Below are 22716 nucleotides of genomic sequence, written 5' to 3' on the forward strand. Positions count from 1 at the left end.
CATGCATTTCAAGCGTATCGCTCGCTCGGCTCAGACCGGCTTCACCATGATCGAACTGATGGTCGTGGTCGCCATCATCGGCGTGCTTGCGGCCTTCGCCGTGCCGCAGTATCAGGACTACACCTCCCGCACGCAGATGACGCGCGCGGTCGGGGAACTCTCGGCGTACAAGACCGGTGTGGAAGACCACCTGCTGCGCGGCATCACCACGATCGTCAACTCCGATATTGGCTACGTGCAGTCCAACCTGACGGCCGTCCACGACCCGAAGGCCAGTACCTTGTGGACCTACAATGCTTCCGCGAAGACTGGCACCCTCGAGGTCAAGATGGGCCAGAAGGCGAACACCGCGGTGAACGGCACGAGCATCAAGCTGAACCGTTCCGCGGACGGCACGTGGACCTGTGTCATCACGCCGGTCTCGCAGACCGCCGCGGGCTGGAAGAATTCCTACAAGCCGGCGAACTGCACCTGATGCCCCAGCTCACCTGAATCGCGCCATCGCGTACTCCATTGCCCGCTCGCGCCCGTATCGATCGCGGCGGGGTGACACGGCCCGCGCCGTGTCACCGCTTCCCTCTTCCCCTTTCCCTTTTTGCTATCCATGCTTTCAAGCCGCTCATCCACGGCCCAGGCGGGCTTCACGCTGATCGAACTCATGGTCGTGGTCGCCGTGATCGGCCTGCTGACAGCCATCGCCGTTCCGCAGTATCAGGAGTACACGGCGCGCACACAGATGGCGCGCGCGGTGTCCGAACTAGCCGCGTACAAGACGTCGATCGAAGAGCATCTGGGCCGGGGCATGACGTCGCCCACGGCCATCGACCTCGGCTATGTGCGGTCGAATCTCACCGGTCCCATCAGCACGGATGGCCTGTGGACCTACGCTGCCGCGACGCGCACGGGTTACCTGAAGGTGAATATCGGCGGCAATGCGAGCGCGGCGATCCACGGCTCGGCCATCCAGTTCGATCGCAGCGCGGAAGGCATGTGGCGCTGCACCGTTACGCCGCCGGCCAACCGCGCCGCATGGCGCGCCTCGTATGTGCCAGGCGACTGCATCGCGAAGACGCCGTGAAGTTGTGGACAATCGGGAGGCCACTCGGGCGGACGCTCGACAAAAACCAAAGCCGGTAGCGGACAATCCTCTACCGGCTTTAGTCATCGCTGGCCGCCCTCGTCATGGCGACGGCCTCTGTCTATCGCGCGCTGGCGAGTTTCGGTTCGAGCTCCAGGTCCGCATGGATCCGCGGTGTCAGGAACACCAGTAGCTCCTTGCGATCCCTGACGCGCTCGTTGCTCTTGAACAGGTGACCGAGTACGGGAATGTCGCCCAGAAGCGGTACCTTGGTATTCTGGTTGCCTTCGTCCTCCATGAAGATGCCGCCAATCATGACGGTGCCGCCATTGTCCACGAGCACCTGCGTGCGCACATGCTTGGTGTCGATGGCAAAGCCGCTTGGCGTCGAGATACCGCGGCTGTCCTTGTTGACGTCGACGTCGAGGATGACCTTGCCCTCGGGCGTGATCTGCGGCGTTACCTCCAGCTTGAGGTTGGCTTTCTTGAAACTCACCGACGTGGCGCCGCTCGACGTGGCCGCCTGATAGGGCAACTCCGTTCCCTGCTCGATCAGCGCCTTGATGTTGTCGGCCGTGACCACGCGCGGGCTCGAGATGATCTTGCCCTTGCCATCGGCTTCCAGCGCGGTGAGTTCCAGCGCCAGGAAGCGGCTTGCGTTTGCATTGAAGAGGCTGAATGCGAGCGCGGCGGGGTTGGCGCCGACCAGGCCCGCAGCGGGCAGGCTCACCGCCGGCGGTACGGAACCGGCGCTGCCATCACCGGCATTTGCGAAGCCGGGTAGCACGTTGCCATATTCGCTGCCATAGTTCGCGCCCTTCGACCGCGCGGCGAAGCCTAGCTTGACGCCGAGGTTGCGACTGAAGGTGTCGTTCGCCTCGACGATGCGCGCCTCGATCAGGACCTGCCGTACCGGAATATCGATCTTGGCGATGAACGCGCGCACTTCCTCGAGCTTGCTCGCCACGTCGGAAACGAACAGCTGGTTCGTGCGCGTGTCCGCGGTCAGCGCACCGCGCTTCGACAGCATGCGCAACGCACCCTGCGCGCCGCTGTCGCCGACGAGCATCCTGCGCACATCGTCGGCGCGCTGGTAATTCAGGCGATAGACTTCGCTGCGCAATGGCTCGAGTTCGCTGACCTGATGGCGCGATTCGAACTCGAGCTTCTCCTTTTCGGCAAGCTCCGCCTTCGGCGCGATCCAGATGACATTGCCGTTGCGGCGGGAATCGAGTCCCTTGGCATCGAGCACGATCTGCAGGGCCTGGTCCCATGGCACGTCGTTGAGCCGCAGGGTGAGGTTGCCCTGCACGGCGTCGCTCGTGACGATGTTGAGCCCAGTGAATTCGCCGAAGACCTGCAGCAGCGATCGCACCGAGACGTTCTGGAAGTTAAGCGTCATGCGCTGGCCGCCGTACGAGGAAGGCGCCGCGTCCTTTCCGGAAGCGATAGCCGTCATGCCTGGCGCCTCCGCGAGCGCGGCGGGTGGATCCAGCGTGACCACGAGCTTGTTATGCTGAACGGCCGTGCGATACGGCACCGAGCGCTTGAGGTCCAGCACGACGCGCGTGCGTCCACCGGTCTCGATGACGTCCGCGCCGTTGAGCAGCCGGCTGTCGTACTTGTAGCGCGCGCGGCCCGCGGCAAAGCCGGTATCGTCGAAGTCGAAGGCGATGCGCGCGGGCTTTTCGGTAATGAAGTCGAGCGGCTTACCTTGAATAGGGGACTGCATCTCGATGACGAACGTCGTTTGGCCGCTCTTGTCGGCGGCGTCCACCTGTCTGACGAAGTTGCTTTGGGCCAGCGCGACCTGCACGGCCAGCGCGGGAGTGAGGGCGGCGCTTGTGCCAATGACGCGCCGCCAGCGACGGGATTTCATGTTGAGGATGCCTCCAGCTTCAGACTAGTCATATGTTCCTTCCAATCGGATTCGCCTTCGAGAACCAACTCGCGCAACGTGATCTCCTGATCGGTAATGCGCGTCACACGGCCATGGCGCATGCCCATGTATTGCCCCACGCCGACGTGATGGATCTGGTCGCCGACGCGCAGCACCGCGACGGTCTTGCCGCCGCGATGGAGCACGCCCACCATCTGCATCGAGTCGAGCGCGAACGCTTCCAATGCCTCGCGCCGACGCGAGGCTTCGGGGTGAGTGGCGGCCGCCTGGGCGGGTGCCGCGAGCCGTGCGATGGCGAACGGATCGCTCTCGGTCGCCGGCGCCGGCGGCGGCGCGGACGTTCCGGTCGAGGCGGCCAACTGCGCCGGTTCGGCGGCCGTTGCGCGCTTCGTCGTTTCGATCCATCTGCGCAGCTTCTCCTCGTCGGAACTCTGGCAGCCCGTGAGCCCGCCGATGGCTACCGCTGCGCCGAGCAGCATGGCGAGGGTCCGCCGGCTGTTGTGGCGGTGGTGTCGTTTCATCGCGACTCCCCGTGTTTGGCGGAGGGCGCGGTGTCGGCCTGCGACTCGCTCTCGCCGGCTTCCAGCAGCCGGTAAGCGATGACGTTGGCTTCCATGGCGAGTCCGCCCGATTTGTTGTGCTGGATGGAGAGGTCGCGCATCGAAACGATCCGTGACATCGTCGCGATATCCCCGGAGAAACGCGCCAGGTCGGAGAAACGTCCGGTCACTCGTATGCGGATGGGGATCTCCGCGAAGTCGCTCGCAATGCGCGTCGCCTCGGGCTTGAACAGTTCGAACTGCAGGCCGCGCAGCAGACCCGCGTGATTGATGTCGGCGAGCAGGGCGTCCATGTCCGTGCGGCTCGGCAACTGCCGTTCCGCTGCCGTCACGCGCGTCGCCACTTCCTCCTTGCGCGTGCGCAGCGTGGGCAGGTGCACCGCCTGGCCGGCGCGGACGCGATATCTCTCGCGCAGCGCCGCATGCTCCGCCTCCAGATGCCGCAGCGCATCCATGTTGTCGCCAACGGTGAGGAACCAGCCCGCCGCAAAGGTCACGGCGCCCGCGCACAGCGCCAGCGCCGCGCGCGGGGCTGGCTCCCAACTGGCGAGGTCGCGGACATCGAGGTCGCGGAACTGCGCGGCAAGATCACCAAAGTACGTAGGGATTTTCATGATTGCGTGTCCGGGCGCGCATCGGCGGCGAGGGCGGCGGCGCGCCCGCCTTCGGCGGGCTGCGGCGGGCCGTCGTACGTGAAGCTGACCGTGAAGTCGAAGGCATTGCGTCGTGGCGACCGCGCACCGGCGCTGTCCGCCGAACTCGTGCGCGATTCCCTGAGCTGGGGGTCGCGGATGCCCGACGTCCGGCCCATGTTCGCGAGCAGGGCTGACACCTCCTGGTTCGTGGCGGACACACCCGTGAGCGTCACTACGCTGCCGCGCTGCTCGAGCGTCGAGACGTAGACCGTTGGCGGTACGAAGGCCGTTAGCTCCGCGAGCAGCCGCGGTGCCTGCATCCGCTCGCGCTGCAGCACCGCGATCGCGCTCTGGCGCGCGACAAGGGCTTGCACTTCCTGCTCGAGCGTGCGGATCTCTCCCACGCGCTGGTCGATCTCGCGCAGTTCGCCGGCGAGCACGGCATTGAGCGCCACGACGTTGTCCGCCGCATGCGTCACCGCGGCGCGCGCGACCAACAGCGCCAGCACCGCGCAGCCACAGGCGAACGCGAGCACCATCGCGGTCCCGCGGCGTTGTGCCTGCCGCTGCTGGTCGCGATACGGCAGCAGGTTGATCGTGTCGACGATGGGCTGCACGAGCACCGCGCCGGTCGACGCGCTGGATGCGGAGGTGGAGGCCGCTACGGGAGCGGCGATAGAAGCCGGGTTGGCCATCATGGCTGCGCGCCTCCACGCAGGCCAAGACCCGCGCCGATGACCTGCGCGGGCAGGTCGCGTTCGAAGTAGCGCGGGTTGACGTGCCGGCCGATGGTCATGTGCGCGAACGGATCGAAGATTTCCGTGGCGATGCGCGACTGCGCCTGCACCGCTTCATCGAGGCCGGGCAGCGATGCATGGCCGCCACACAGCAGGATGCGCTCGACCGCGCCAAGCGTTGACCGTGCCGCGAAGCTGCTGATTGCGCTCTGGATTTCCATCGCCAGGAGTTCGAGCGACGGCTTCAGAATCTGCGCGCGCCATTCGCGCGGCAGCGTGTTCTTGCGCTTGTGGATCTCCGCTTTGCGCATGTCCTGCCGGAAGGCGCGCGCGCAGCTTTCAGTCAGCTGGTCGCCCGTGCTGTTGATCTGCTCTCGATGCACGGGCATCGCACCCTGATAGAACAGCGCCGCGGAGCGGGTGGCGCCGAGGTGAACGAGGACCTCGATACCCGCGTGGGCGTGTCCGTTGGACGCGGCGCGCGCGCGCGATGCCATCAGGCGGTGGATCGACGTTTCTTCCACCTCGATGGCGACGGGCTTGAGCCCAGCCAATTCCGCCGCGAAGACGCGTTCTTCCACGGCATCGCGCCGGGCGGCGACCACCTGCACCGTGACGCTCTTTGCTTCGCGGTGATGGGCGATGATGCCGTGGTCGTAATTGATCTGTTCGGAAGGGGGATAGAGTCGCTGCGCTTCGTGTTCAACCTCCACGCCGAGTTCGTCGTGGCTGAGGTTGTCGGGTAACGACAGCGTGGAGCATTCGGTCAGCGACAGCGGCAGCGCGAGCGTTGCCGCATGCGAGTGGATGCGGCCCTTGCGCAGGGCGCTGGTGAGCGCTCTGGCCACGGCATCCACCTGCACGAGGCTGCCGTTGACCACGGCGCCCTTTTCAAGCAGTTCGCTGGCGCAGCGGTGCAGCGTGAGCGCCCGGCCGCCACGTGCGACCGATATCTCGACAACCTTGACGCTGGACGCGCCGATGTCAACGCCGACCATCGTATGGCGGCGCAAGGGGACCGGCAGGAATGACGACACGGATTAACCTCGCATGAGTAGGGCATCGAATCGGGTTCGAGCCTATGCGAAGGGCCGCGCGTGTCGGGGAGGCTTGCGACAACTTTAGATTTCCGCCGGCGAGCGGAATCTCAAGTTGTCAAAAGGAAGAGAGAACGTGGCGGCGTTGCGCCGAGAATGCGATGTCTTTTGCGGTCCCGACAGCGTTTTCCCGTCTTGCTGTCGGGACCTTTTTGTCGTTATTGCTTCGGCGTTTCCGACGAGTCCACGGGCGTGGTGGTGGATTTCACCGGCGCTGGCGCCGGCCCTGACGCCGGTGCCGACGTTCCCGGGGCGGCGGCATCGTCATCCTCGTCGTCGTAAGCCGGCAGCTTGCCGCTGCCGCTTTCGATGAGGTACTGGCGGCGCTGCCTGTATGCATCGCGCACGAAGGCATACTTGTCGAGCGCGGCCTGCGAGAGCAGGTCGGTGGCGCCCAGCAGGTTGGCACGCGTGCTCACCACGTTCACACCGAACAGCGAGTTCCGCCACGCCGGATCGAGGTAGTGCGCGGGGTCGAGGTAGAAGCTCGCGCCGAGGCCCACGCCGTCGCGGAACGAGCTCGGTCCGAACAGCGGCAGGACGAGGTACGGACCTGACGGGACGCCCCAGACGCCGAGCGTCAGGCCGAAGTCCTGCGAATGCTTGCTCAGGCCGGCCGGCGTGGCGATGTCGATCAGGCCGCCGATGCCCAGCACCGAGTTGATGGCCACGCGCATCAGCGTTTCCGCGGCTTCCACGCCCTTGCCCTGCAGCACGTTGTTCGCGAAGTTGCCGACGTCGGCCAGGTTCGAGAAGAAATTGGTCACCGCCGTCCGCGCGGGTTCCGGTGTCACCTTCTGGTAGCCCTTCGCAATCGGCACCGCGACGTACTGGTCCACGGTGTCGTTGACCTTGAACACGGCGCGGTTCATCGGTTCGAGCGGGTCGTCCTGGTTGGCTTGCGGTCCGGTGGCGCAGCCGGAAGCGAGGAGTGCGGCGGCCGTCAGCGCGGCGGCAGCCAGCGGACGGGGAGCGGTGGATACGGAGGCGAGACGGGCGGACATGGAGTACACGAGGATCGGCGATTTCTTGTTATGGGGTGCCATTGCGCGGGAATCAAGCGTGCGCGCGCGGCAACGGCGTGATGCGGGTGCGGCAACACACGGTGCTGCCGCGCCAGATAGCGTAGGCACGACTGTAGCGGATGACTGTAGCGGATGACTGTAGATGATTACCGCCGGGGCTTGCCTGGGTCGGGCCTTTGCGAAGTATCGGCTGATTTTGCCAGTTGCGTCGCCACCATGACAGGGGGCATGGACGGACCCTGCGGATCCGTCGCCAGGCGCCGGCGGGGACGGCCCATCAATATCGGCTGAAAGAAGACCGCGCCCGCGAGCGTGCAGACCAGCGCCAGCGCCAGCAGTTCTCCCATGCTCGCTGTGCCGGGATGGTGCGAGAACCAGAGGCTGCCGAACGCGGTGGCCGTGGTGGCCGCGCTGTATAGCACCGCGTGCGTGAGGCTCGATTGCAACAGCTTGGTCTTGCCGTGGCGCCACGCGATTACGTAGTAGATCTTGAACGCGACACCGATGCCGAGCAGTAACGGCAGCGCGATGATATTTGCAAAATTCAGTGCGATACCGAAAGCCGCGCAGAGCTCCAGCGTCACGATCGCCGAGACCAGCAGCGGAATCAGCGTGCGCAGCACGTCGCCGATCCGGCGTAGCGTGATCCAGAGCAGCACCGCGATCGAGATCACGGCCCAGATGCCGGCATGGGCGAACGCGGTCATGATCGTATCGGCCGAACCCTGAATGGCGATGGGCCCGCCCGTCGCGTTCGGCGCGACGCGTAACACCGCTCCGGTAAACCGGTCGAGTGTCGCTTCGCGGACGTCCTCGTCGCTGCGCGCGGCGGCCGGCATCTTCGGGCTCACGCTGATCAGCGCCTGGCCGTCCGGCGCCAGCCAGTCGCGCACGAGTTCGGGCGGCAGCGATTCGCGCGTGACCGGCGACGGCGACAGCGCGCGCTGCAGCTTGGCCAGCGCGAGCCGCAGCGGCAGTGCGATGGCCGCCTCCGCGCGGTCCCGCGTGGCGGCGTCAGCGGCGGCGAGCTTGCCGAGCGAGCGGCTCAGGTGCGCGGCCGATTCCGCGCCCGGACCGGGATGGTCCTCTGCGGCAAGCGCGAGCTGGCGCGAGGCGTTGCGCAGCGAGGCCACGCGGCGCGCGTCGTCGGCGGGCGCCGACGGCTGCTGCGTGAGCACCGGCATCAGGTTCTTCGACATGTCGGCGATGGCGGCCAGCTTGGGCGCCTGGTCAGCCGGGATGAACGTGTTCAGCGTGACCACGCGCGACACTTCGGGCAGCGCGGCGAGCTTGCCCGCGAGGGCCTGCGCGGCGGGCAGCGTGGGCGTGAGCACGCTCACGTTGTCCGTGCCCGCCTGCGGCGAATCCTTGAGCGCGAGCAGCGTGGACATGGACTCCGATGCGGGGTCTTTCAGATGCAGCGGATCGAAGTCAAAGCGCAGGTGCATCAGCAGCGGAATGCCGGCCACGATGATCGCACCGGTCGCCAGGAGTACCGACTTGCGATGGCGTTCGAAGAAGGCATCGGCCGGCGCCAGCCAGGCGAAGCCCGGGGCCTCGCGCTCGCCCGTCGGGCGCAGCACGCGGATCAGCGCCGGCAGCATCGTGAAGGTGGTTGCGAATGCGACGATCATGCCGACGCCGGCGATCTTGCCGAGCTCCGCCACGCCACGGTAGTCGGTCGGCAGGAAGCAGAAGAACGCGGCCGCGGTGGCCGCCGCCGCGAGCGAGAGCGGGGTGGCCACGTCGCGCGCCGCAAGCTCCAGCGCGAGCGACAGGTCGTTGTGCTCGCAGCGCTCCGCGCGATAGCGCACGCCGTACTGGATGCCGAAGTCCACGCCCAGGCCCACGAACAGCACAGCGAACGCGACCGAGATCATGTTCAGCGCGCCGACCATGGCGAGGCCCAGCGCGGCGGTCATCAGCAGGCCGCAGATCAGGCTCGTCAGCACGGCCACGATCAGCCGGCCCGAGCGCAACGCCATCCAGAGAATGCCGATAACCACGATCAGGGTCAGGATGCCGTTGAGCTCGGCGCCTTCGCTGACCGACGCGAATTCATCATCGGCCAGCGGCTGCGAGCCCGTCAGGCGCACCTGCGCGTTATAGCGCTCGGCCAGCTTGAGCTCGGCGGCCGCGGCGCGGATTGCGTCGCTCGCGGCCGACCCTGCCTTGAGGTCGCTGAAGTCCAGCACCGGGGAGACCGTGATGAAACTGAACGCGCGGCCCTGCGTATCCGGCTTGAGTTCATCATCGACGAGGCCGGCCCACGACAGTGCTGCGGGCTTCTTCTCGAGCACGCCATCGACGGTCTTCGCGCTCGCGCCGAGCAGCTTGTCCATGTCCGACAGCTTCACCTGGCCCAGTTGCAGCGGCAGCGCGAGCGTCGTCGTCAGCAGGTCGGACAGGCCCCGCAGCGTGGGATCGTGCGCGAGGTTGTTCAACAGGGGCCGCGCCTGTGTCAGTTTGCCGCCCATGTCCTGCACCGTGCTGGTGTCCGCGAACAGCAGGCCGTTGTGTTCGAAGAATGGGCCGCCGCCGGGCTGGCCCACGGCGTTGAATCGCTTTGGCTGCTCGCGCAGCTTGACCGCAAGCTCGTTCGCGGCGGCATCGGCCAACTCCTTCGCCGGTGCCTGGACGACCGCGAGGATCAGATTGTCCCGTTGCGGGAATGCCGCACTGATGGCCTTGTCGTTCGTCGCCCATGGTGCGTCCGATTCAAGCAGTCGACTGATATCGGTGTTGATCGCAAAATTGCGCGCCACATAGATGCCGCTGAGGGCGGTGAGCAGCAGCGATACCGCGAGCACGCCCCAGGCGTGACGGGTAGCGAACTTGACGGTACGGATGAGCAGCGGTCTCAGCATTGGGGGTCGGTTAGGATTCGGCCATGTGACGTGGTGTGACGTGGCGTGACGATGCGCGTGCGGCAGCCCGGAGTATAGCGGTTGCCGCTGACGTCACCTTGGGGTGCGGTATGAGGCACGCTGTCGACCCGGTCCCGATCCGCTATATACTGGTTCGTCATCCGGCTCGCCGGTCTGTCATTGCCTTGATCAGTATTAGTCGCCCATGAAGCTCTCCGGTTTCCATCCCGTCGCACTCGCCCCCATTGCGCCCGTCGCCCTCGTGGCGCTGGTTTCCGTCGCTCACGCGCAGGTCGATACCAAGGCCGCGCCGGACCGCCTCGTGCGCGCGGCCGTCGAGGGCGTGATCTCCCAGATTCAGTCCAACCCCGAAACGCGCAGCGGCGATCTCGCCAAGATCACCGCCGTCGTCCAGAAGCAGTTCCTCCCGTATACCGACTTCGGCCGTACGACGCGTCTCGCGGTCGGCGGGGCATGGAAGACCGCCACGCCCGAGCAGCAGAAGACGCTGCAGGAACAATTCACGCAACTGCTGGTGCGCAGTTACGCGGTCTCGCTGTCGCAACTCCGCGACCAGAATCCCAAGTTCCGTTACCAGCCGCCGCAGGCCGGCAGCAACGCCAACGACTCGGTCGTGGGCACGCGCGTGCTCAACAACGGCGACGAGATGCTCATCGACTACCGGCTGACGAAGACCCCCGATGGCTGGAAAATCTACGACATCAATATGATGGGCGCGTGGCTGATCGAGGTCTACCGCAAGCAGTTCGCCGACATCGTCGCGCGCGACGGCGTGGACGGCCTCATCAAGTACCTCACCAACCATAACGCACGCGGCGCCGCCTGAGCGCCGCCCGGCGCTTCTCGTTCGTCGGGGCAGCCCCGACTATGGTGGGATCCGCGCCCGGTTTGTATCGGGGTTTGTATCGGTGGCGCCCCGGAAAACAAAAACGGCTGCGATCGCTCGCAGCCGTTCTGACTTCAGGGAATGCCGTGCCGTTCAGAGGCCGTACCGATCAGTGGACCGTGGCGGCGGATTCCTTGCTGGCGTTGCCGGCCTTGGGCTTCTTCTGCAGGCCGCCGATTTCCGCCAGCTTGATTTCGACGTGGCGGGAGAACACGTAGTCGGCCGGACGTTGCTTGTCCAGCGAGATGTCCGGCGCCATCGGGCCCGAGGTCTTCACGCCGCGCAGGGACACGCCCAGTGCCTTCAACGGATGGGCGAAGGTGTCGGCCACGGCCGTGGCTTCGTAGCCGCTGTGGACCATGCAGTCCGCGCACTTTTCGTAGTTGCCGGTGCCGTACGCGTCCCAGTCGGTCTCTTCCATCAGTTCCTTGAAGGTCTTCACGTAGCCTTCGCCGACCAGGTAGCACGGACGCTGCCAGCCGAACACCGTGCGCGCCGGGTTGCCCCAGGGCGTGCAGTGGTAGGTCTGGTTGCCTGCCAGGAAGTCGAGGAACATCGTCGACTGGCTGAAAGCCCAGTTCTTGCCGGCGTTGCCGCGCGACAGAATGTCGCGGAACAGCTGGCGGGTCTTGCCGCGGTTCAGGAAGTGCTGCTGGTCCGGTGCGCGCTCGTAGGCGTAGCCCGGCGACACGGTGATGCCGTCGACGCCCATTTCCTTCACGGTGTCGAAGAACTTCGCCACGCGATCCGGCTTGGCGTCATTGAAGAGCGTGCAGTTGATGTTCACGCGGAAGCCGCGCTTCTTCGCTTCGGCGATCGCGGAGACGCAGCGGTCGTACACGCCTTCCTGGTTCACCGAGTGATCGTGCATTTCACGATCGCCGTCAAGGTGGACGGACCAGACGAAGTACGGACTCGGCTTGTAGTCGTCCATCTTCTTTTCCATCAGCAGTGCGTTCGTGCAAAGGTACACGAAGCGCTTGCGCGCGATGATGCCCTGCACGATCTCGGGCATGTCGCGGTGGAGCAGCGGCTCGCCGCCGGCTATCGACACCACGGGCGCGCCGCACTCATCCACCGCTTCCAGGCATTCCGCGACGGACAGGCGCTGGTTCAGGATGGGATCCGGATAGTCGATCTTGCCGCAGCCGGAACAGGCCAGGTTGCAGCGGAACAGGGGCTCGAGCATCAGGGCGAGCGGGTAACGCTTCTGACCGGAAAGATGCTTGCGTGCGATGTAGGCGCCCACGCGGGCGACCTGCAGGAACGGAATGGCCAAGGTGCTTCCTTCAGTGGTATTCAGGCTTGCGTTTCGGCTTGCCGGGTGTCGGCGAGCTGCGCATTGCTGTCGTTATCGGTGTCTCTGGCCTGTCGTGAGGCCAGCTTCGGATCGGCCAGTTCGGCCGGCAGACGGAATTCGGCATGCTCCTCACGGCCCGCCATGGTCGATACCTCGACCGGCCCGAGGCGGCGCAGCGCCGCAATGACGTCTTCCACCATCTCTTCGGGCGCGGACGCCCCAGCGGTGATGCCGATCACGCGGGCGTCACGCACCCACGCCGGATCGAGTTCGCTGCCGTCGGCGATCAAATAGCTCGGAACGCCGCTTTCGGCACCGATTTCACGCAGACGGTTGGAGTTGGAACTGTTGGTGGCGCCAATCACCAGAATCACGTCCACATGCGTGGACAGTTCTCGCACCGCGCTCTGGCGGTTCTGCGTGGCATAGCAGATATCGCGCGTATCGGGCCCCACCAGGTCGGTAAAGCGGCGATGCAGCGCGGCGATGATATTGCGCGTGTCATCCACGGACAGCGTGGTCTGCGTGACATAGGCCACGGGCGCATCGGCGGGGATATCGAGCGTCTCGACCTCCGCCTCGTTCTGCACCAGGATCACATTGCCCGGAATCTGGCCCATCGTGCCTTCCACCTCGGGGTGGCCCGCATGGCCGATCAGGATCACCTTGCGGCCGGCCGCGGCATACTGGCGGCCCTGGGTGTGGACCTTGATCACGAGCGGGCAGGTCGCGTCGATCGCGTGCAGCTGGCGCTCGCGCGCTTCCGCCACGACCGTTCGCGCCACGCCATGGGCACTGAAAATCGTCACGGCACCGCCCGGCACCTCATCCAGCTCCTCCACGAACCGCGCACCCTTCTTCTTCAGGGTCTCGACCACATGCTTGTTGTGGACGATCTCGTGGCGAACGTAAACAGGCGCGCCGTGCTTGATCAGCGCACGGTCGACGATTTCGATCGCGCGCACGACTCCGGCACAGAAGCCCCTGGGCTGGGCAAGGATCACCTGCATAGAGACGGCCCCCCGACTCTTGTACGATTTTTCATCATCTTATTGGTATTTCTGCATCACTTTTCCGACGCACGGTGGTTACTATATACCGCTGCCGATTTTCTTGTTCGATACGTTGGTATTGGCCAACGTGCTTGCAGGGCATTTTGATGACAGGGGAACTGAAATTAGCGATTCGATTCTGGTGACCGGCGCTTCCGGTTTTTTGGGTTCTTCTGTGATGCGTCAGGCACTCGACCGCGGGTTTCGCGTGCGGGTTCTCGTGCGGACATCCAGCCCGCGCACCAACCTCGAAGGCCTGCCGGTCGAGCTGGTCGAGGGCGACCTCCGCGATGCCGCCTCCATGACGCGCGCGATGGACGGCGTGCGCTACTTGTTACACGTCGCCGCCGATTACCGCCTTTGGGCGCCGGATCCCGAAGAGATCGTGCGCAACAACCGCATCGGCACGGTCAACGTCATGGAAGCCGCGCGCGCCGCGGGCGTCGAACGCATCGTCTACACGAGCAGCGTGGCCACGCTGCGCGTCGCCGGCGCCACGGCGCCGGTGGACGAGACCGCGCCGCTGGCCGCGGACGAGGCGATCGGCGCGTACAAGCGCAGCAAGGTCGTCGCCGAACGCGAAGTGGAGCGCATGATAGCCGAAGGCCTGCCCGCCGTGATCGTCAATCCGTCCACGCCGATCGGTCCGCGCGACGTCAAGCCGACGCCGACCGGCCGCGTCATCGTGGAGGCGGCCACGGGCAAGATTCCGGCATTCGTCGATACGGGCCTCAACCTCGTCCACGTCGATGACGTTGCCACGGGGCATTTCCAGGCCCTCGAACGCGGCCGCATCGGCGAGCGCTACATCCTCGGCGGCGAGGACGTGCTGCTGCGCCAGATGCTGCGCGATATCGCCGGCATGTCCAACCGCCGCGCGCCGACCATCGAGCTGCCGCGCTGGCCGCTGTACCCGATCGCCCGCGTGGCGGAGACCATTGCGCGGTTCACCGGCAAGGAGCCGTTCGTCACCGTGGACGCGCTCAAGATGTCGCGCTACCGGATGTTCTTCACGTCCGACAAGGCCAGGCGGGAGCTCGGCTACGCGCCGCGCCCCTATCAGGAAGGGCTGCGCGACGCGCTGGCGTGGTTCAGGCAGGCCGGCTACCTCGACAAGCGTTGAGTGCATGGCGCGGGAGGGCAAGTCATGACCTCACGGGCGCCTGCGCGCGCCCCTTCCACTGTCCCCCCCGCTTGAGCCAGTACCGGCGTGCCGAATCCAGCGTTGCGCCGAGATAGAACAGCGCCGTCACGGGCAGCAGCGGTGCCAGCCACGCCGGCTGGCGGTACTCGCGCAGCATCGGCCGGTAGCTTGCCGCCATCAGGATCCACGCCAGCCACGCCGGCCACAGCGCCGGCCCACCGGCCAATGCGAGCACGGGCGGCGCGATATAGGTCAGCAGCATGCCGACCGTGGCCCCGGCCAGCATCCACGGCGAGTAGTGCAGCTGGGTATAGGCGCTCCGCGCGATCATGTTCCACAGGCTCGACCAGTCGTCGTACGGCCGCAGCGAAAGGCTGTCGTCTGCAAGGTCCAGCCGGATCGATCCGCCTTTCTTGATTTGGGCGGCCAGGCTGCAATCGTCGATCAACTCGCCTCGAATGGCTTCGAAACCGCCGATGCGCGCGAGGGCGGAGCGGCGCGCCAGCATGCAGCCGCCCGCCGCGGCGGCGACGTCGCTGTTCACGTCGGCAACCTTGCGGAACGGATAGAGTTTGGCGAAATAGAAGACAAAAGCGGGCACGATCATGCGTTCCCACCACGATTCGCAGCGCAGGCGCGCCATCAGGGAGGTCAGGTCGCGCTTTTCGTCGATCGCGCGCGCAACGAGGTCGCTCACCACGTTCGGGCCATGCCAGATATCGGCATCGGTCAGGAAGACGAACTCGGCGTCGGGCATGGCCGCATCGGCGGCGGCGAGTCCCTCGGACTGCGCCCATACCTTGCCGCTCCACCCCGCGGGCAGGTCTCGCGCGCCGATCACGGTCAGCGCGTCCGCGCGGCCCAGCGTCACGGCGGCGGCGCGCGCGATGTCGGCGGTTCCGTCGTGACTGTGGTCGTCCACGACGACGAGGTGGAGCTTTCCGGCATACCGCTGGCCCAGCACGCCGCCGACGGCGCGGCCGATGACGTCAGCCTCGTCGCGGGCGGGAATCACGGTGACCACGGCTGGCCAGGCGGCGGGGCGCGGCGACGGCGCGGGCTTGGACACGCGCCAGAATCCCGCGCGCGCGAACACCAGCACGCACCAGATCGCCAGTGTCAGCAGGGACAGGGCAAACATCATCTCGTTCTTGTCTACAGGGGGCAGGACAGGGGGACTACTTCACGAACCGGCGCACGAGCCGCGCGATGCGGGGCACGAAGTCGGGCCGCAGCAGGCGCGCATCATACCCTGCCATGCGCCGCTCGTTCTCGACGAGGCACAGGTCGATGAGTGCGCCGGGCGTCAGGGATTCGGTCAGCGCGCCCGATGCGTTCATCGGGAAGTTGGCGTCCTGCACGCTGTCGCCGGTGTCGATGCCCTTGGCGATGCCGATGCGTTCGCGGATCAGGTGCACCCACACGCGCCAGACTTTGAGCGTGTAGAACGGCCGGCGCCACCACGGCAGGCTGCGCCGGTACCACGCGGCCCAGTTCACGAAGAACAGGATATGGCGGCCCTCCTCCTGGATCACGGGCTCGAACGTCTCGACCAGTTCCTCCGGAAAGAATCCCGACTGCCTGGCGGCCGCGAACAGGCCAAACGCGGCAAAGCTGTCGATGCACTCGCTGTAGCCTGTGGCCAGCCATCCCCATTCGGGGTCGGCCGGCACCGGATACTCGGGCTCGGGTTCGAGCGCGATGCCGTAAGCCTCGACGAGCTTGGACAGCACGACCTTGTGGCGCGCTTCCTCGTCGCCGTCCATCTCCAGCGCGCTGCGCAGCAGCGGGTCCCGTACGGTATTGGCGAACGCATGCACGCGCACGGATGCGCGGCCCTCCGTCTGCACGGCGATATCCCAGATCGGCAGGGAGGTCACGCGGCGGAGCGCGTCCGGCGCGAGTTTCGGCCAGTCGATGACGGCGGGTTTGTAGGGGTTGTGGGTCTGGAGCAGCATGTTGCTGAACATGCGCAGGTGTTCGGGGGAGCCGATGCGGATCGGGCCCGGGGCGGGGTCGGTCCAGTTGCGCATCGCATGGTCCGCCTCATCCACGGCCTGGCGCGCGATGGTGGCGGCCACGGCGGCGGCCCGTGCCTCGGCAGTGGCTTGCCCGTGGGGGCTGACCTGGGTGTCCGGGAAACTGGCGACTCCGTCCTGTGCGATCCCGTCCTCTGCAATCCTTCTCATCGACTCTCCCGCGTTGCGTGCGGGTGTCATTGTAACGATGGCGCGCGCGCTACGCAGCCGAGGTGCGCACTGTGTAGCAATTGCCCGGAACCGGGATGGCGAGGAGGAAAGACGGCGCCCCTCAGGGCGCCGGGGCCGAGTAAGAACGCGGGCGAGGCGCCCGTGGCGGCCAGTCTTGCGAGATATCGGGCACCACTTCGCATTCGCCGCGCACGATGTTCTCGATCGTCGCGCAAATGCCTTCGGTGCCACGCGGACCCACGCATACCAGTCCCCGCGGGACTTCGGCGTGAGCCGGAATGGCGTAGACATGCATGCCTTCGCGATACAGCGGATGCATGGCGAGACGCTCGTTGAGCAGTTCGACAAAGCGCTGGGGGCTTACGGTAGGCTTGTCCATCGCTTCTCCCATTACCAATGCGCCCCCGCTCGCTCGGGGGAAAGCGAGAAGCCGGGCTGAGGCGTTAACAGCCTAGGGCATGCCGTGCGAAGGCGCAAAAAGGCGGCGAAACCCCGGATGCGTTTGAAACCGTGCGGAGTTGACGCGCCGCCCGGGCGGCTCAGTGGTGGCGCGCATGCCCTCCGGCGGTGCGGGGGATGTCCAGCATGCCGTTGCCGCAGGCCCAGCACGCCGCCTCGGCCTCGGCCATGGACGCATAATGCATCGACGACTCGATGGTGCTGTCACAGTCCGCGCCACCGCAATGTTCCTCGACGACGATGCGCCACGAGTAGCGTCCCGGCGGATCTTCCATCACGTGCATGACGAGCGTCCGGCGCTTGTCGCTGAGCGTCGTCGGAGCAGTGGGCGTGATATGGGGTTGCATGGCCATGGTGCGCTCCCGTGGCGTGCCGCGAGCCCCGGCGGGGCCGTCGGACTTTTACCATAGCACCGCTTTGCAGCAATGCCAGCGGCAATGCGGGCATGTGCGGGGTGCGCCCCGGCGGCTATCGCGCGCGGCGCATTTCCAGTATCTTTGCCGCTCGGCTCCCCGCGCATCCGCGCCATTGAGCCCCTTATGACCGTTGTTCCGATGCCCGTACCGTCTTCCCTCGCCCGCGCGATCGATACCCTCGTTGCCCACTACGACGCCACCGTGCTGCCGGCGTGGACCGGCGCGGGCTGGGACGCCGGCCGGCAGCTTGCGCACGAGGCGCTGGACGGCGTCACGGGCGCGCCGCGGCCGGACCAGCGCTTTCGGGCGATGGCCTGCGCGCGGCAGTTGTTCGTCTTCTCCAGGGCAGGACATCTGACGCACGCGCGCACGCTGTTCTCGTCGCTGCGCCGGTATTTCGGCGGGCAGGATCGCGGCGCATGGATCTACAGCGTGGGTCCCGATGGCCAGCCGCTCGATACCGCGCGCGACCTCTATACCCATGCATTCGTGATCTTCGCGGCGGCGCACTACTACCGCGCGTCGTCGGATTCCGAGGCGTTATCGGTGCTGCGCGGCACCGTGGACGTGGTGGAGCAGCGCTTCGCCAACGGCGCCGGCCTGTATCACGCGGCGCTCACGGCGGACTTTGCCGATAGCGGTGCGGGCGTGCTGCAGAACCCCGTCATGCACCTGACCGAGGCCTATCTGGCCGCGCTTGACGCCACAGGCGACAGATGGTTCGAAACCCGGCTGCAGGCCCTGGCGCGGGCGGTGCACGTGACGTTCGTCGATCCGCTCAGCGGCTGCATCGCCGAACTGCCGCAGGGCACCGCCGGCAACCGGATCGAGCCCGGCCACCAGTTCGAGTGGTATTCGCTGGTCGCGATGGCGCCAAAGGTGTTCGCCGATTCGCCGTTGCGTGAAACCCTCGACAAGGCTTTCACCTTCGCGCGGCAGCATGGCGTGGTTGATGCCGATACGCTCGGCGTATGCGCGGCGATCGACGATAAAGGCCGTCAGATCGATACCACGCAGCGCATCTGGGCGCAGACGGAGTTCGCCCGCGCACTTGGCCTGCGCGGGACGATCGGCGGCGAAGCCGGCGCGTTGGCGCAACTGGAAGCGTGGATCGCGAGTTTTCGCATCCGTTTCCTGCATCCGCTCGGGTGGAATGAGGTGCTGGCCGCCGATGGGTCGGTCCTGCGCGCGGAAATGCCTTCCACCACGCCATACCATCTGCTGACCGCCTACGAGGCATTGCACGCCCTACGTTGAGCGGCGCGCGGACGTTCAGTCGTCGCGGGGAGAGCGCAGATCGCTTTTCTGCAATAGGCGCAGGAGGGTCTCGGCCGGTTTGCTGACGCGCCGCGCCGACAGCGAAATGAACTCCACATCGGGTAGCGCAGGCAACTCCGCGTAGTTCACGGGCGGGACGAGGCCGCGCCCCGACAGGTTTTGGGCCCGCACGGTAATACCCAGCCCGCCGCGCGCGGCGGCGATGCAGCCCGAATGGCTGCTGCTCGAGCAGACGATATGCCAGCGCCAGCCGCTCTTGGCCAGCGCATCGAGCACCACGGAGCGCGTGACGCTCGGCTCGTGGACGAGGATCAGGGGCAGGGGCTGCCGGACGTCGATCACCGTGCCCGGCCGCGACAGCCATTCGAGCTGGCCGCGGAACAGCGGCACGCCTCGCCGATCGCCTTCGCGCCGCTTGCCGACCATCAGGTCCAGCGCGCCCGCATCCATGAGCTCGTACAGGCGGCCCGTCATGCCGATCGTGATCTCGAATTCGACGTCGGGATGCGCATCGCGGAACGCGGCCAGGACGTTTGGCAGCGGTCCCTGAGCCAGATCTTCCGATGTGCCGAGACGCACGCGGCCCTGGAGACGCGGCGCGCTGAACTGGCCCTCCGCCCGGGCGATCGATTCGAGAATCAGGCGCGCGTGGACCAGCAGCGCCTCGCCGTCAGGCGTCAGCGACAGCGAGTGGGTGTCCCGTACGAAGAGCCGCCGGCCGACGCTCTGTTCGAGCCGACGGATATGGTCGCTGACCGAGGACTGGGACAGGCCCAGCTGGCGGCCGGCATCCGTGAAGCTGCGGGCCGTGGCGACCGTGGAGAAGGTCTGGATCCAGACAGGATTGAGCATGGCGGCATTGTCATCGGCATTTCCGATTGCAGTCAATAACGCCAGAGGGGTTCCCGATGGGCGATGCGATCGATAACATTTCAGCATTCGCTACAAAAACACGCAATGACTGCCGCTTCACCCCCCACCGCCGCCGGAACAACCGGGTCTTCCCAGAAGGCCATGCTCTGGATCGTCTTTGCGGGCTTCTTCATGCAAGCCCTCGACACGACGATTCTCAACACCGCACTCCCTTCGATCGCCCACAGCCTCAACGAGAAACCGCTTGCATTGCAGCCGGTGATCGTCGCGTACACGCTGACGATGGCGATGCTAACGCCGGCCTCGGGCTGGCTGGCCGATCGCTTCGGCACGCGCCGGGTGTACTTCACCGCCATCCTGATTTTCGTGCTGGGCTCGGTGTTCTGCGCCACGGCCCACACGCTCACGGAATTGACCATCGCGCGCGTGCTGCAGGGTATCGGCGGGTCGATGCTCTTGCCGATCGGCCGGCTGGCCGTGTTGCGCAACGTGCCGAGCGAGCAATACATCGCGGCGCTGGCGTTCGTCTCGGTGGCGGGGCAGGTTGGGCCGATCTTCGGTCCGGTGCTCGGCGGCTGGCTTGTGGAGAGCGCGTCGTGGCACTGGATCTTCCTGATCAACGTGCCGGTGGGACTGATCGGCCTGCTCGCGGTGCGGCGCTATCTGCCGCCCGGCGAGTCGGGCGTGGCACCGCCGTTCGACTGGCTGGGCTGCGGCCTGCTGTCGTTGTGCATGGTGTCGTTCTCGCTGGCGCTCGACGCCTCGCACGGAACCGGCGGTCCCGCACTCGGCCTCGCGCTCGCCGCGTTGAGCGTCGTGTCGGCGCTGCTGTACATCCCGCATGCGCGGCGCCATCGCACGCCGCTGTTCCGGCTCGCGCTGTTCCGCGAACCGAACTTCAGCACCGGGCTGATCGGCAACCTCGTGGCGCGCATCGGTTCCGGCGCGGTGCCGTTCCTGCTGCCGCTGCTGATGCAGCTGCAACTGGGCTACACGCCGTTCCATTCCGGCCTGATGCTGCTGCCGGTGGCGATCTCGGGCGCGGTGGCCAAGCGCTGGATCGTGCCGCTGGTGAACCGCTTCGGCTACGGCAATTTCCTTGTGGTCAACACGCTGATCGTCGGCGGGTCGATCGCATCGTTCGCGGCGATGGCGCCTGGCTGGCCGCTCGCCGTGTCGATCCTGCAGCTGGCGATCTTCGGCGCATCCAACTCGATGCAGTTCGCCGCGATGAACAGCGTGACGCTCAAGAACCTCTCGCGCGAAGACGCGGGCAGCGGCAACAGCCTGTTCTCGATGGTCCAGATGCTGGCCATCGGCCTGGGCGTGACAATCGGCGGCGGGCTCGTCAGCCTGTTCTCGGTCAAGCTCGGCGTGGCCGCGCCGGCTTATCGCCTCGCCTTCGTCAGTGTGGGCATCATTACGATGCTGTCGGCGCTGGTGTTCCGCCGGCTCGATATTGCCGAACTCACACGGCCGCGCCGCAGCTCCGCGCCGGTCACTCGGTAACGCCGTTCTCTCTTAGCAATCGTTCGCATTCGTCCAGCATGTCGTGGGCGAATGCGGACTGGTAGTTGGGGTCCAGCGCTTCCATCATCTCGTGCGACGCATACAGGCCGGCTTCGCGCGACAGTTGTTCCGCCAGCTGGCGCGCGAACTGGTCGCTGAGTTCGGACAGCAGGCGCCGCTCCGATAAGGCGAGCTGCAGCTTCGACCGCGACAGCCACATGCCGGCCAGCGTCGCGCCCTGCGCGTCCGTCATCCACTTGCCGTGTTCGTAATAGGCCGAGAGCCGTTCCGCGGTCAGCGCGAACATCAGGGCCTTGCGCGTGTTGAAGTCGATGCGCGGGGGCGGTGTCTGCGGAATCATGCGAAGCGCGCCCGCAGCCATTGGCCGATATCGGCGATTTCGTCGAGGCACACCGAATGCGCCATGCGATAGGTCTGCCATTGCGGCGCGTGGCCGCGCGCGCGGAGGAAGTCGCGCGCCTGCTCGCCCAGCGCCAGCGGCACGACATCGTCCGCGGTGCCATGGGCCGCGAAGATCGGCGTATCGGCGTTCGCGGCCGAGGCTTCGGCTGCCACGAGGTCCGGCGAGGGGATGTATGTCGATAGCGCGATGATGCCGCCGAGGCGCTCCGGATGCGTGAGTCCCGCCGTGTAGGCGATGGCGCCGCCTTGCGAGAACCCGGCGAGCACGATGCGCTCGCTCGGCACGCCGCGCTCGTTCTCCCGCGCGATCAGGGCGCGGATGGCGTCGCGCGATTTGCGGATGCCCGCCTCGTCGCCGCGTCGGCCGACTTCGTCGAATGACAGGATGTCGTACCAGGCGGGCATGACGTAGCCGCCGTTGGCGGTCACGGGCATCGCTGGCGCATGCGGGAAGATGAAGCGGATATTGGGCGCGCCGGCGAGCCCGAGTTCGGGCACCACGGGCACGAAGTCGCTGCCGTCGGCACCGAGGCCATGCATCCAGATGACGGCGTAGGCGGGCGGTTGCGACGCGGGTTGCGCCGGGCCGGGCGCGGATTCGAGTTCAATGGCGGGGAGCAGCGCAGCGGTCATGAGGATCAGGCCGGTTCCAGGGGGCAGGGGCACGCGTGGCGGCCCTGTTGCCGGGGATCGGCCGGGCCAGTACGCATGCGCACGGCCGCGAGTATCGCACACGCTCCGCGGAGCGGGCGGGCTGCCGGTGGCGGGCGGCCCGCCGGATACGGTCTTGGGTCCCGAGTAGTCCCGCGTGTGGTCCCCCGGGTCCCGGGGATCAGGCCGCGGAGGGGACGATCGGCACGGGGGTCAGCCCCGGCGATACGCGGGTAGGCTGCTCCGTAGGCTCGGTGGCCGCGCGGCGCCGGTCGGCCACGCCTTCGACACCGCTCGTGCCCACTTCCTCGAGGAAGGAGATCATGTTCCGGTAGTAATCGACTTGCATCTGCGCTTCCAGCAGGCGGCGTTCTGCCTGAAAAAGCGTCAGCCTCATGTCTTGCAGTTCCTTCTCAGCGATTTTTTCGGGCGTCGGTGGACTGAACAAGTTAGCAAGCGAACGCATGGCAGATACCTCCAGGGGTGACGACGCTGTTAATGCAAATGCCTTGCCATGAGCATCAATATAGACGAAAGCAGGGCAGGTACACGATGGGTCACCATGCGCCATGTGGGCTCGCCCACGCGGAGGATT

At 66.5% G+C, this 22716-nt stretch carries 23 protein-coding genes; 6 read left to right on the plus strand and 17 right to left on the minus strand.

What is annotated here, in order from left to right; translation table 11 throughout:
- Position 1 precedes the first annotated feature (1 nt).
- Positions 2-475 (plus strand): pilin, encoded by a 474-nt coding sequence (locus tag KHP16_RS10165; RefSeq protein WP_109583458.1) that lies wholly within the window; start codon positions 2-4, stop codon positions 473-475.
- A 129-nt stretch (positions 476-604) separates the two neighbouring features.
- Positions 605-1078: a pilin gene (locus KHP16_RS10170; RefSeq protein ID WP_109583457.1), complete on the plus strand. Its 474-nt coding sequence runs from the start codon at positions 605-607 to the stop codon at positions 1076-1078.
- A 121-nt stretch (positions 1079-1199) separates the two neighbouring features.
- On the opposite strand, the gene KHP16_RS10175 is transcribed toward KHP16_RS10170, so the two are convergent.
- From KHP16_RS10175 to hpnN, 7 genes are all read right to left on the minus strand, one after another.
- A complete protein-coding gene (locus tag KHP16_RS10175) occupies positions 1200-2957 on the minus strand; it encodes a type IV pilus secretin PilQ (protein ID WP_109583456.1) in 1758 nt (585 codons plus the stop codon).
- The gene (locus tag KHP16_RS10180) at positions 2954-3499 is read right to left on the minus strand and encodes a pilus assembly protein PilP (RefSeq protein WP_109583455.1); all 546 of its coding nucleotides are present in this window, start codon (positions 3497-3499) and stop codon (positions 2954-2956) included. The genes KHP16_RS10175 and KHP16_RS10180 overlap by 4 nt, the downstream gene beginning before the upstream one ends.
- The gene (locus KHP16_RS10185) at positions 3496-4152 is read right to left on the minus strand and encodes a type IV pilus inner membrane component PilO (protein WP_109583454.1); all 657 of its coding nucleotides are present in this window, start codon (positions 4150-4152) and stop codon (positions 3496-3498) included. Before KHP16_RS10185 ends, KHP16_RS10180 begins: the two co-directional genes overlap by 4 nt.
- Positions 4149-4871 carry a PilN domain-containing protein gene (locus tag KHP16_RS10190; protein WP_109583453.1) on the minus strand — a complete coding sequence of 241 codons (723 nt, stop codon included), beginning with the start codon at positions 4869-4871 and terminating at the stop codon, positions 4149-4151. Before KHP16_RS10190 ends, KHP16_RS10185 begins: the two co-directional genes overlap by 4 nt.
- Complete coding sequence (gene pilM, locus KHP16_RS10195) at positions 4868-5947, minus strand: type IV pilus assembly protein PilM (protein WP_244214594.1); 1080 nt, start codon at positions 5945-5947, stop codon at positions 4868-4870. The genes KHP16_RS10190 and pilM overlap by 4 nt, the downstream gene beginning before the upstream one ends.
- A 218-nt stretch (positions 5948-6165) precedes the next feature.
- A complete protein-coding gene (locus KHP16_RS10200; RefSeq protein ID WP_109583756.1) occupies positions 6166-7011 on the minus strand; it encodes an MlaA family lipoprotein in 846 nt (281 codons plus the stop codon).
- A 167-nt stretch (positions 7012-7178) separates the two neighbouring features.
- Positions 7179-9899 (minus strand): hopanoid transporter HpnN, encoded by a 2721-nt coding sequence (gene hpnN, locus KHP16_RS10205; protein ID WP_211960112.1) that lies wholly within the window; start codon positions 9897-9899, stop codon positions 7179-7181.
- Positions 9900-10104: 205 nt separating this feature from the next.
- On the opposite strand from hpnN, the gene KHP16_RS10210 reads away from it, so the two are divergent.
- The gene (locus KHP16_RS10210; RefSeq protein WP_211960113.1) at positions 10105-10746 is read left to right on the plus strand and encodes an MlaC/ttg2D family ABC transporter substrate-binding protein; all 642 of its coding nucleotides are present in this window, start codon (positions 10105-10107) and stop codon (positions 10744-10746) included.
- Positions 10747-10915: 169 nt separating this feature from the next.
- Here the strand turns inward: KHP16_RS10210 and hpnH are convergent, their stop codons facing one another.
- Positions 10916-12085, minus strand: a complete 1170-nt coding sequence (gene hpnH, locus KHP16_RS10215; RefSeq protein WP_109583449.1) for an adenosyl-hopene transferase HpnH — start codon at positions 12083-12085, stop codon at positions 10916-10918.
- Positions 12086-12105: 20 nt separating this feature from the next.
- The gene (ispH, locus tag KHP16_RS10220) at positions 12106-13116 is read right to left on the minus strand and encodes a 4-hydroxy-3-methylbut-2-enyl diphosphate reductase (RefSeq protein ID WP_109583448.1); all 1011 of its coding nucleotides are present in this window, start codon (positions 13114-13116) and stop codon (positions 12106-12108) included.
- A 220-nt stretch (positions 13117-13336) separates the two neighbouring features.
- On the opposite strand from ispH, the gene hpnA reads away from it, so the two are divergent.
- Positions 13337-14281 carry a hopanoid-associated sugar epimerase gene (hpnA, locus tag KHP16_RS10225; protein ID WP_211960114.1) on the plus strand — a complete coding sequence of 315 codons (945 nt, stop codon included), beginning with the start codon at positions 13337-13339 and terminating at the stop codon, positions 14279-14281.
- Positions 14282-14303: 22 nt separating this feature from the next.
- Here hpnA and KHP16_RS10230 read toward each other — a convergent pair whose 3' ends face one another.
- The 4 genes from KHP16_RS10230 to KHP16_RS10245 all read right to left on the minus strand — a co-directional run bounded on the left by KHP16_RS10230 (position 14304) and on the right by KHP16_RS10245 (position 17324).
- The gene (locus tag KHP16_RS10230) at positions 14304-15446 is read right to left on the minus strand and encodes a glycosyltransferase (protein ID WP_109583446.1); all 1143 of its coding nucleotides are present in this window, start codon (positions 15444-15446) and stop codon (positions 14304-14306) included.
- Between the two features lie 34 nt (positions 15447-15480).
- Positions 15481-16491, minus strand: coding sequence for a ferritin-like domain-containing protein (locus KHP16_RS10235; RefSeq protein ID WP_373561943.1), 1011 nt, complete (start codon positions 16489-16491; stop codon positions 15481-15483).
- A 121-nt stretch (positions 16492-16612) separates the two neighbouring features.
- Positions 16613-16891, minus strand: a complete 279-nt coding sequence (locus KHP16_RS10240; RefSeq protein WP_115953292.1) for a hypothetical protein — start codon at positions 16889-16891, stop codon at positions 16613-16615.
- Positions 16892-17051: 160 nt separating this feature from the next.
- Positions 17052-17324: a hypothetical protein gene (locus tag KHP16_RS10245; RefSeq protein ID WP_244835742.1), complete on the minus strand. Its 273-nt coding sequence runs from the start codon at positions 17322-17324 to the stop codon at positions 17052-17054.
- Between the two features lie 186 nt (positions 17325-17510).
- Here KHP16_RS10245 and KHP16_RS10250 point away from each other — a divergent pair, with 186 nt between their 5' ends.
- Entirely contained in the window at positions 17511-18644 is a 1134-nt protein-coding gene (locus KHP16_RS10250) for an AGE family epimerase/isomerase (protein ID WP_244835743.1), read from the plus strand.
- A gap of 15 nt (positions 18645-18659) precedes the next feature.
- Here the strand turns inward: KHP16_RS10250 and KHP16_RS10255 are convergent, their stop codons facing one another.
- Positions 18660-19517, minus strand: a complete 858-nt coding sequence (locus tag KHP16_RS10255; RefSeq protein ID WP_109583444.1) for a LysR family transcriptional regulator — start codon at positions 19515-19517, stop codon at positions 18660-18662.
- A 162-nt stretch (positions 19518-19679) separates the two neighbouring features.
- Between KHP16_RS10255 and mdtD the strand changes: the two genes are divergently transcribed.
- Entirely contained in the window at positions 19680-21047 is a 1368-nt protein-coding gene (gene mdtD / locus KHP16_RS10260) for a multidrug transporter subunit MdtD (protein ID WP_115953291.1), read from the plus strand.
- Here the strand turns inward: mdtD and KHP16_RS10265 are convergent.
- The 3 genes from KHP16_RS10265 to KHP16_RS10275 all read right to left on the minus strand — a co-directional run bounded on the left by KHP16_RS10265 (position 21037) and on the right by KHP16_RS10275 (position 22587).
- Positions 21037-21408, minus strand: coding sequence for a hypothetical protein (locus KHP16_RS10265; RefSeq protein ID WP_121491829.1), 372 nt, complete (start codon positions 21406-21408; stop codon positions 21037-21039). The two genes, mdtD and KHP16_RS10265, sit on opposite strands and share 11 nt — an antisense overlap.
- Positions 21405-22103, minus strand: a complete 699-nt coding sequence (locus KHP16_RS10270) for an alpha/beta hydrolase (RefSeq protein ID WP_115953290.1) — start codon at positions 22101-22103, stop codon at positions 21405-21407. Before KHP16_RS10270 ends, KHP16_RS10265 begins: the two co-directional genes overlap by 4 nt.
- Positions 22104-22302: 199 nt before the next feature.
- Complete coding sequence (locus KHP16_RS10275) at positions 22303-22587, minus strand: hypothetical protein (protein WP_115953289.1); 285 nt, start codon at positions 22585-22587, stop codon at positions 22303-22305.
- Positions 22588-22716: the final 129 nt, after the last annotated feature.

Source organism: Cupriavidus plantarum (assembly GCF_905397285.1).
Lineage (GTDB): Bacteria > Pseudomonadota > Gammaproteobacteria > Burkholderiales > Burkholderiaceae > Cupriavidus > Cupriavidus plantarum.

Excerpts from the sequence above, each read along its gene's own strand:
- KHP16_RS10275 (WP_115953289.1), bottom strand. The coding sequence starts at position 22,587 with ATGCGTTCGCTTGCTAACTTGTTCAGTCCACCGACGCCCGAAAAAATC.
- KHP16_RS10190 (WP_109583453.1), bottom strand. The coding sequence starts at position 4,871 with ATGATGGCCAACCCGGCTTCTATCGCCGCTCCCGTAGCGGCCTCCACC.
- KHP16_RS10170 (WP_109583457.1), top strand. The coding sequence starts at position 605 with ATGCTTTCAAGCCGCTCATCCACGGCCCAGGCGGGCTTCACGCTGATC.
- KHP16_RS10245 (WP_244835742.1), bottom strand. The coding sequence starts at position 17,324 with ATGGCCATGCAACCCCATATCACGCCCACTGCTCCGACGACGCTCAGC.
- KHP16_RS10265 (WP_121491829.1), bottom strand. The coding sequence starts at position 21,408 with ATGATTCCGCAGACACCGCCCCCGCGCATCGACTTCAACACGCGCAAG.
- KHP16_RS10200 (WP_109583756.1), bottom strand. The coding sequence starts at position 7,011 with ATGTCCGCCCGTCTCGCCTCCGTATCCACCGCTCCCCGTCCGCTGGCT.
- mdtD (WP_115953291.1), top strand. The coding sequence starts at position 19,680 with ATGCTCTGGATCGTCTTTGCGGGCTTCTTCATGCAAGCCCTCGACACG.
- hpnA (WP_211960114.1), top strand. The coding sequence starts at position 13,337 with ATGCGTCAGGCACTCGACCGCGGGTTTCGCGTGCGGGTTCTCGTGCGG.
- KHP16_RS10180 (WP_109583455.1), bottom strand. The coding sequence starts at position 3,499 with ATGAAACGACACCACCGCCACAACAGCCGGCGGACCCTCGCCATGCTG.
- KHP16_RS10235 (WP_373561943.1), bottom strand. The coding sequence starts at position 16,491 with ATGAGAAGGATTGCAGAGGACGGGATCGCACAGGACGGAGTCGCCAGT.
- KHP16_RS10250 (WP_244835743.1), top strand. The coding sequence starts at position 17,511 with ATGACCGTTGTTCCGATGCCCGTACCGTCTTCCCTCGCCCGCGCGATC.
- KHP16_RS10270 (WP_115953290.1), bottom strand. The coding sequence starts at position 22,103 with ATGACCGCTGCGCTGCTCCCCGCCATTGAACTCGAATCCGCGCCCGGC.
- KHP16_RS10210 (WP_211960113.1), top strand. The coding sequence starts at position 10,105 with ATGAAGCTCTCCGGTTTCCATCCCGTCGCACTCGCCCCCATTGCGCCC.
- KHP16_RS10185 (WP_109583454.1), bottom strand. The coding sequence starts at position 4,152 with ATGAAAATCCCTACGTACTTTGGTGATCTTGCCGCGCAGTTCCGCGAC.
- KHP16_RS10240 (WP_115953292.1), bottom strand. The coding sequence starts at position 16,891 with ATGGACAAGCCTACCGTAAGCCCCCAGCGCTTTGTCGAACTGCTCAAC.
- KHP16_RS10255 (WP_109583444.1), bottom strand. The coding sequence starts at position 19,517 with ATGCTCAATCCTGTCTGGATCCAGACCTTCTCCACGGTCGCCACGGCC.
- KHP16_RS10230 (WP_109583446.1), bottom strand. The coding sequence starts at position 15,446 with ATGATGTTTGCCCTGTCCCTGCTGACACTGGCGATCTGGTGCGTGCTG.
- ispH (WP_109583448.1), bottom strand. The coding sequence starts at position 13,116 with ATGCAGGTGATCCTTGCCCAGCCCAGGGGCTTCTGTGCCGGAGTCGTG.
- KHP16_RS10165 (WP_109583458.1), top strand. The coding sequence starts at position 2 with ATGCATTTCAAGCGTATCGCTCGCTCGGCTCAGACCGGCTTCACCATG.
- hpnN (WP_211960112.1), bottom strand. The coding sequence starts at position 9,899 with ATGCTGAGACCGCTGCTCATCCGTACCGTCAAGTTCGCTACCCGTCAC.
- KHP16_RS10175 (WP_109583456.1), bottom strand. The coding sequence starts at position 2,957 with ATGAAATCCCGTCGCTGGCGGCGCGTCATTGGCACAAGCGCCGCCCTC.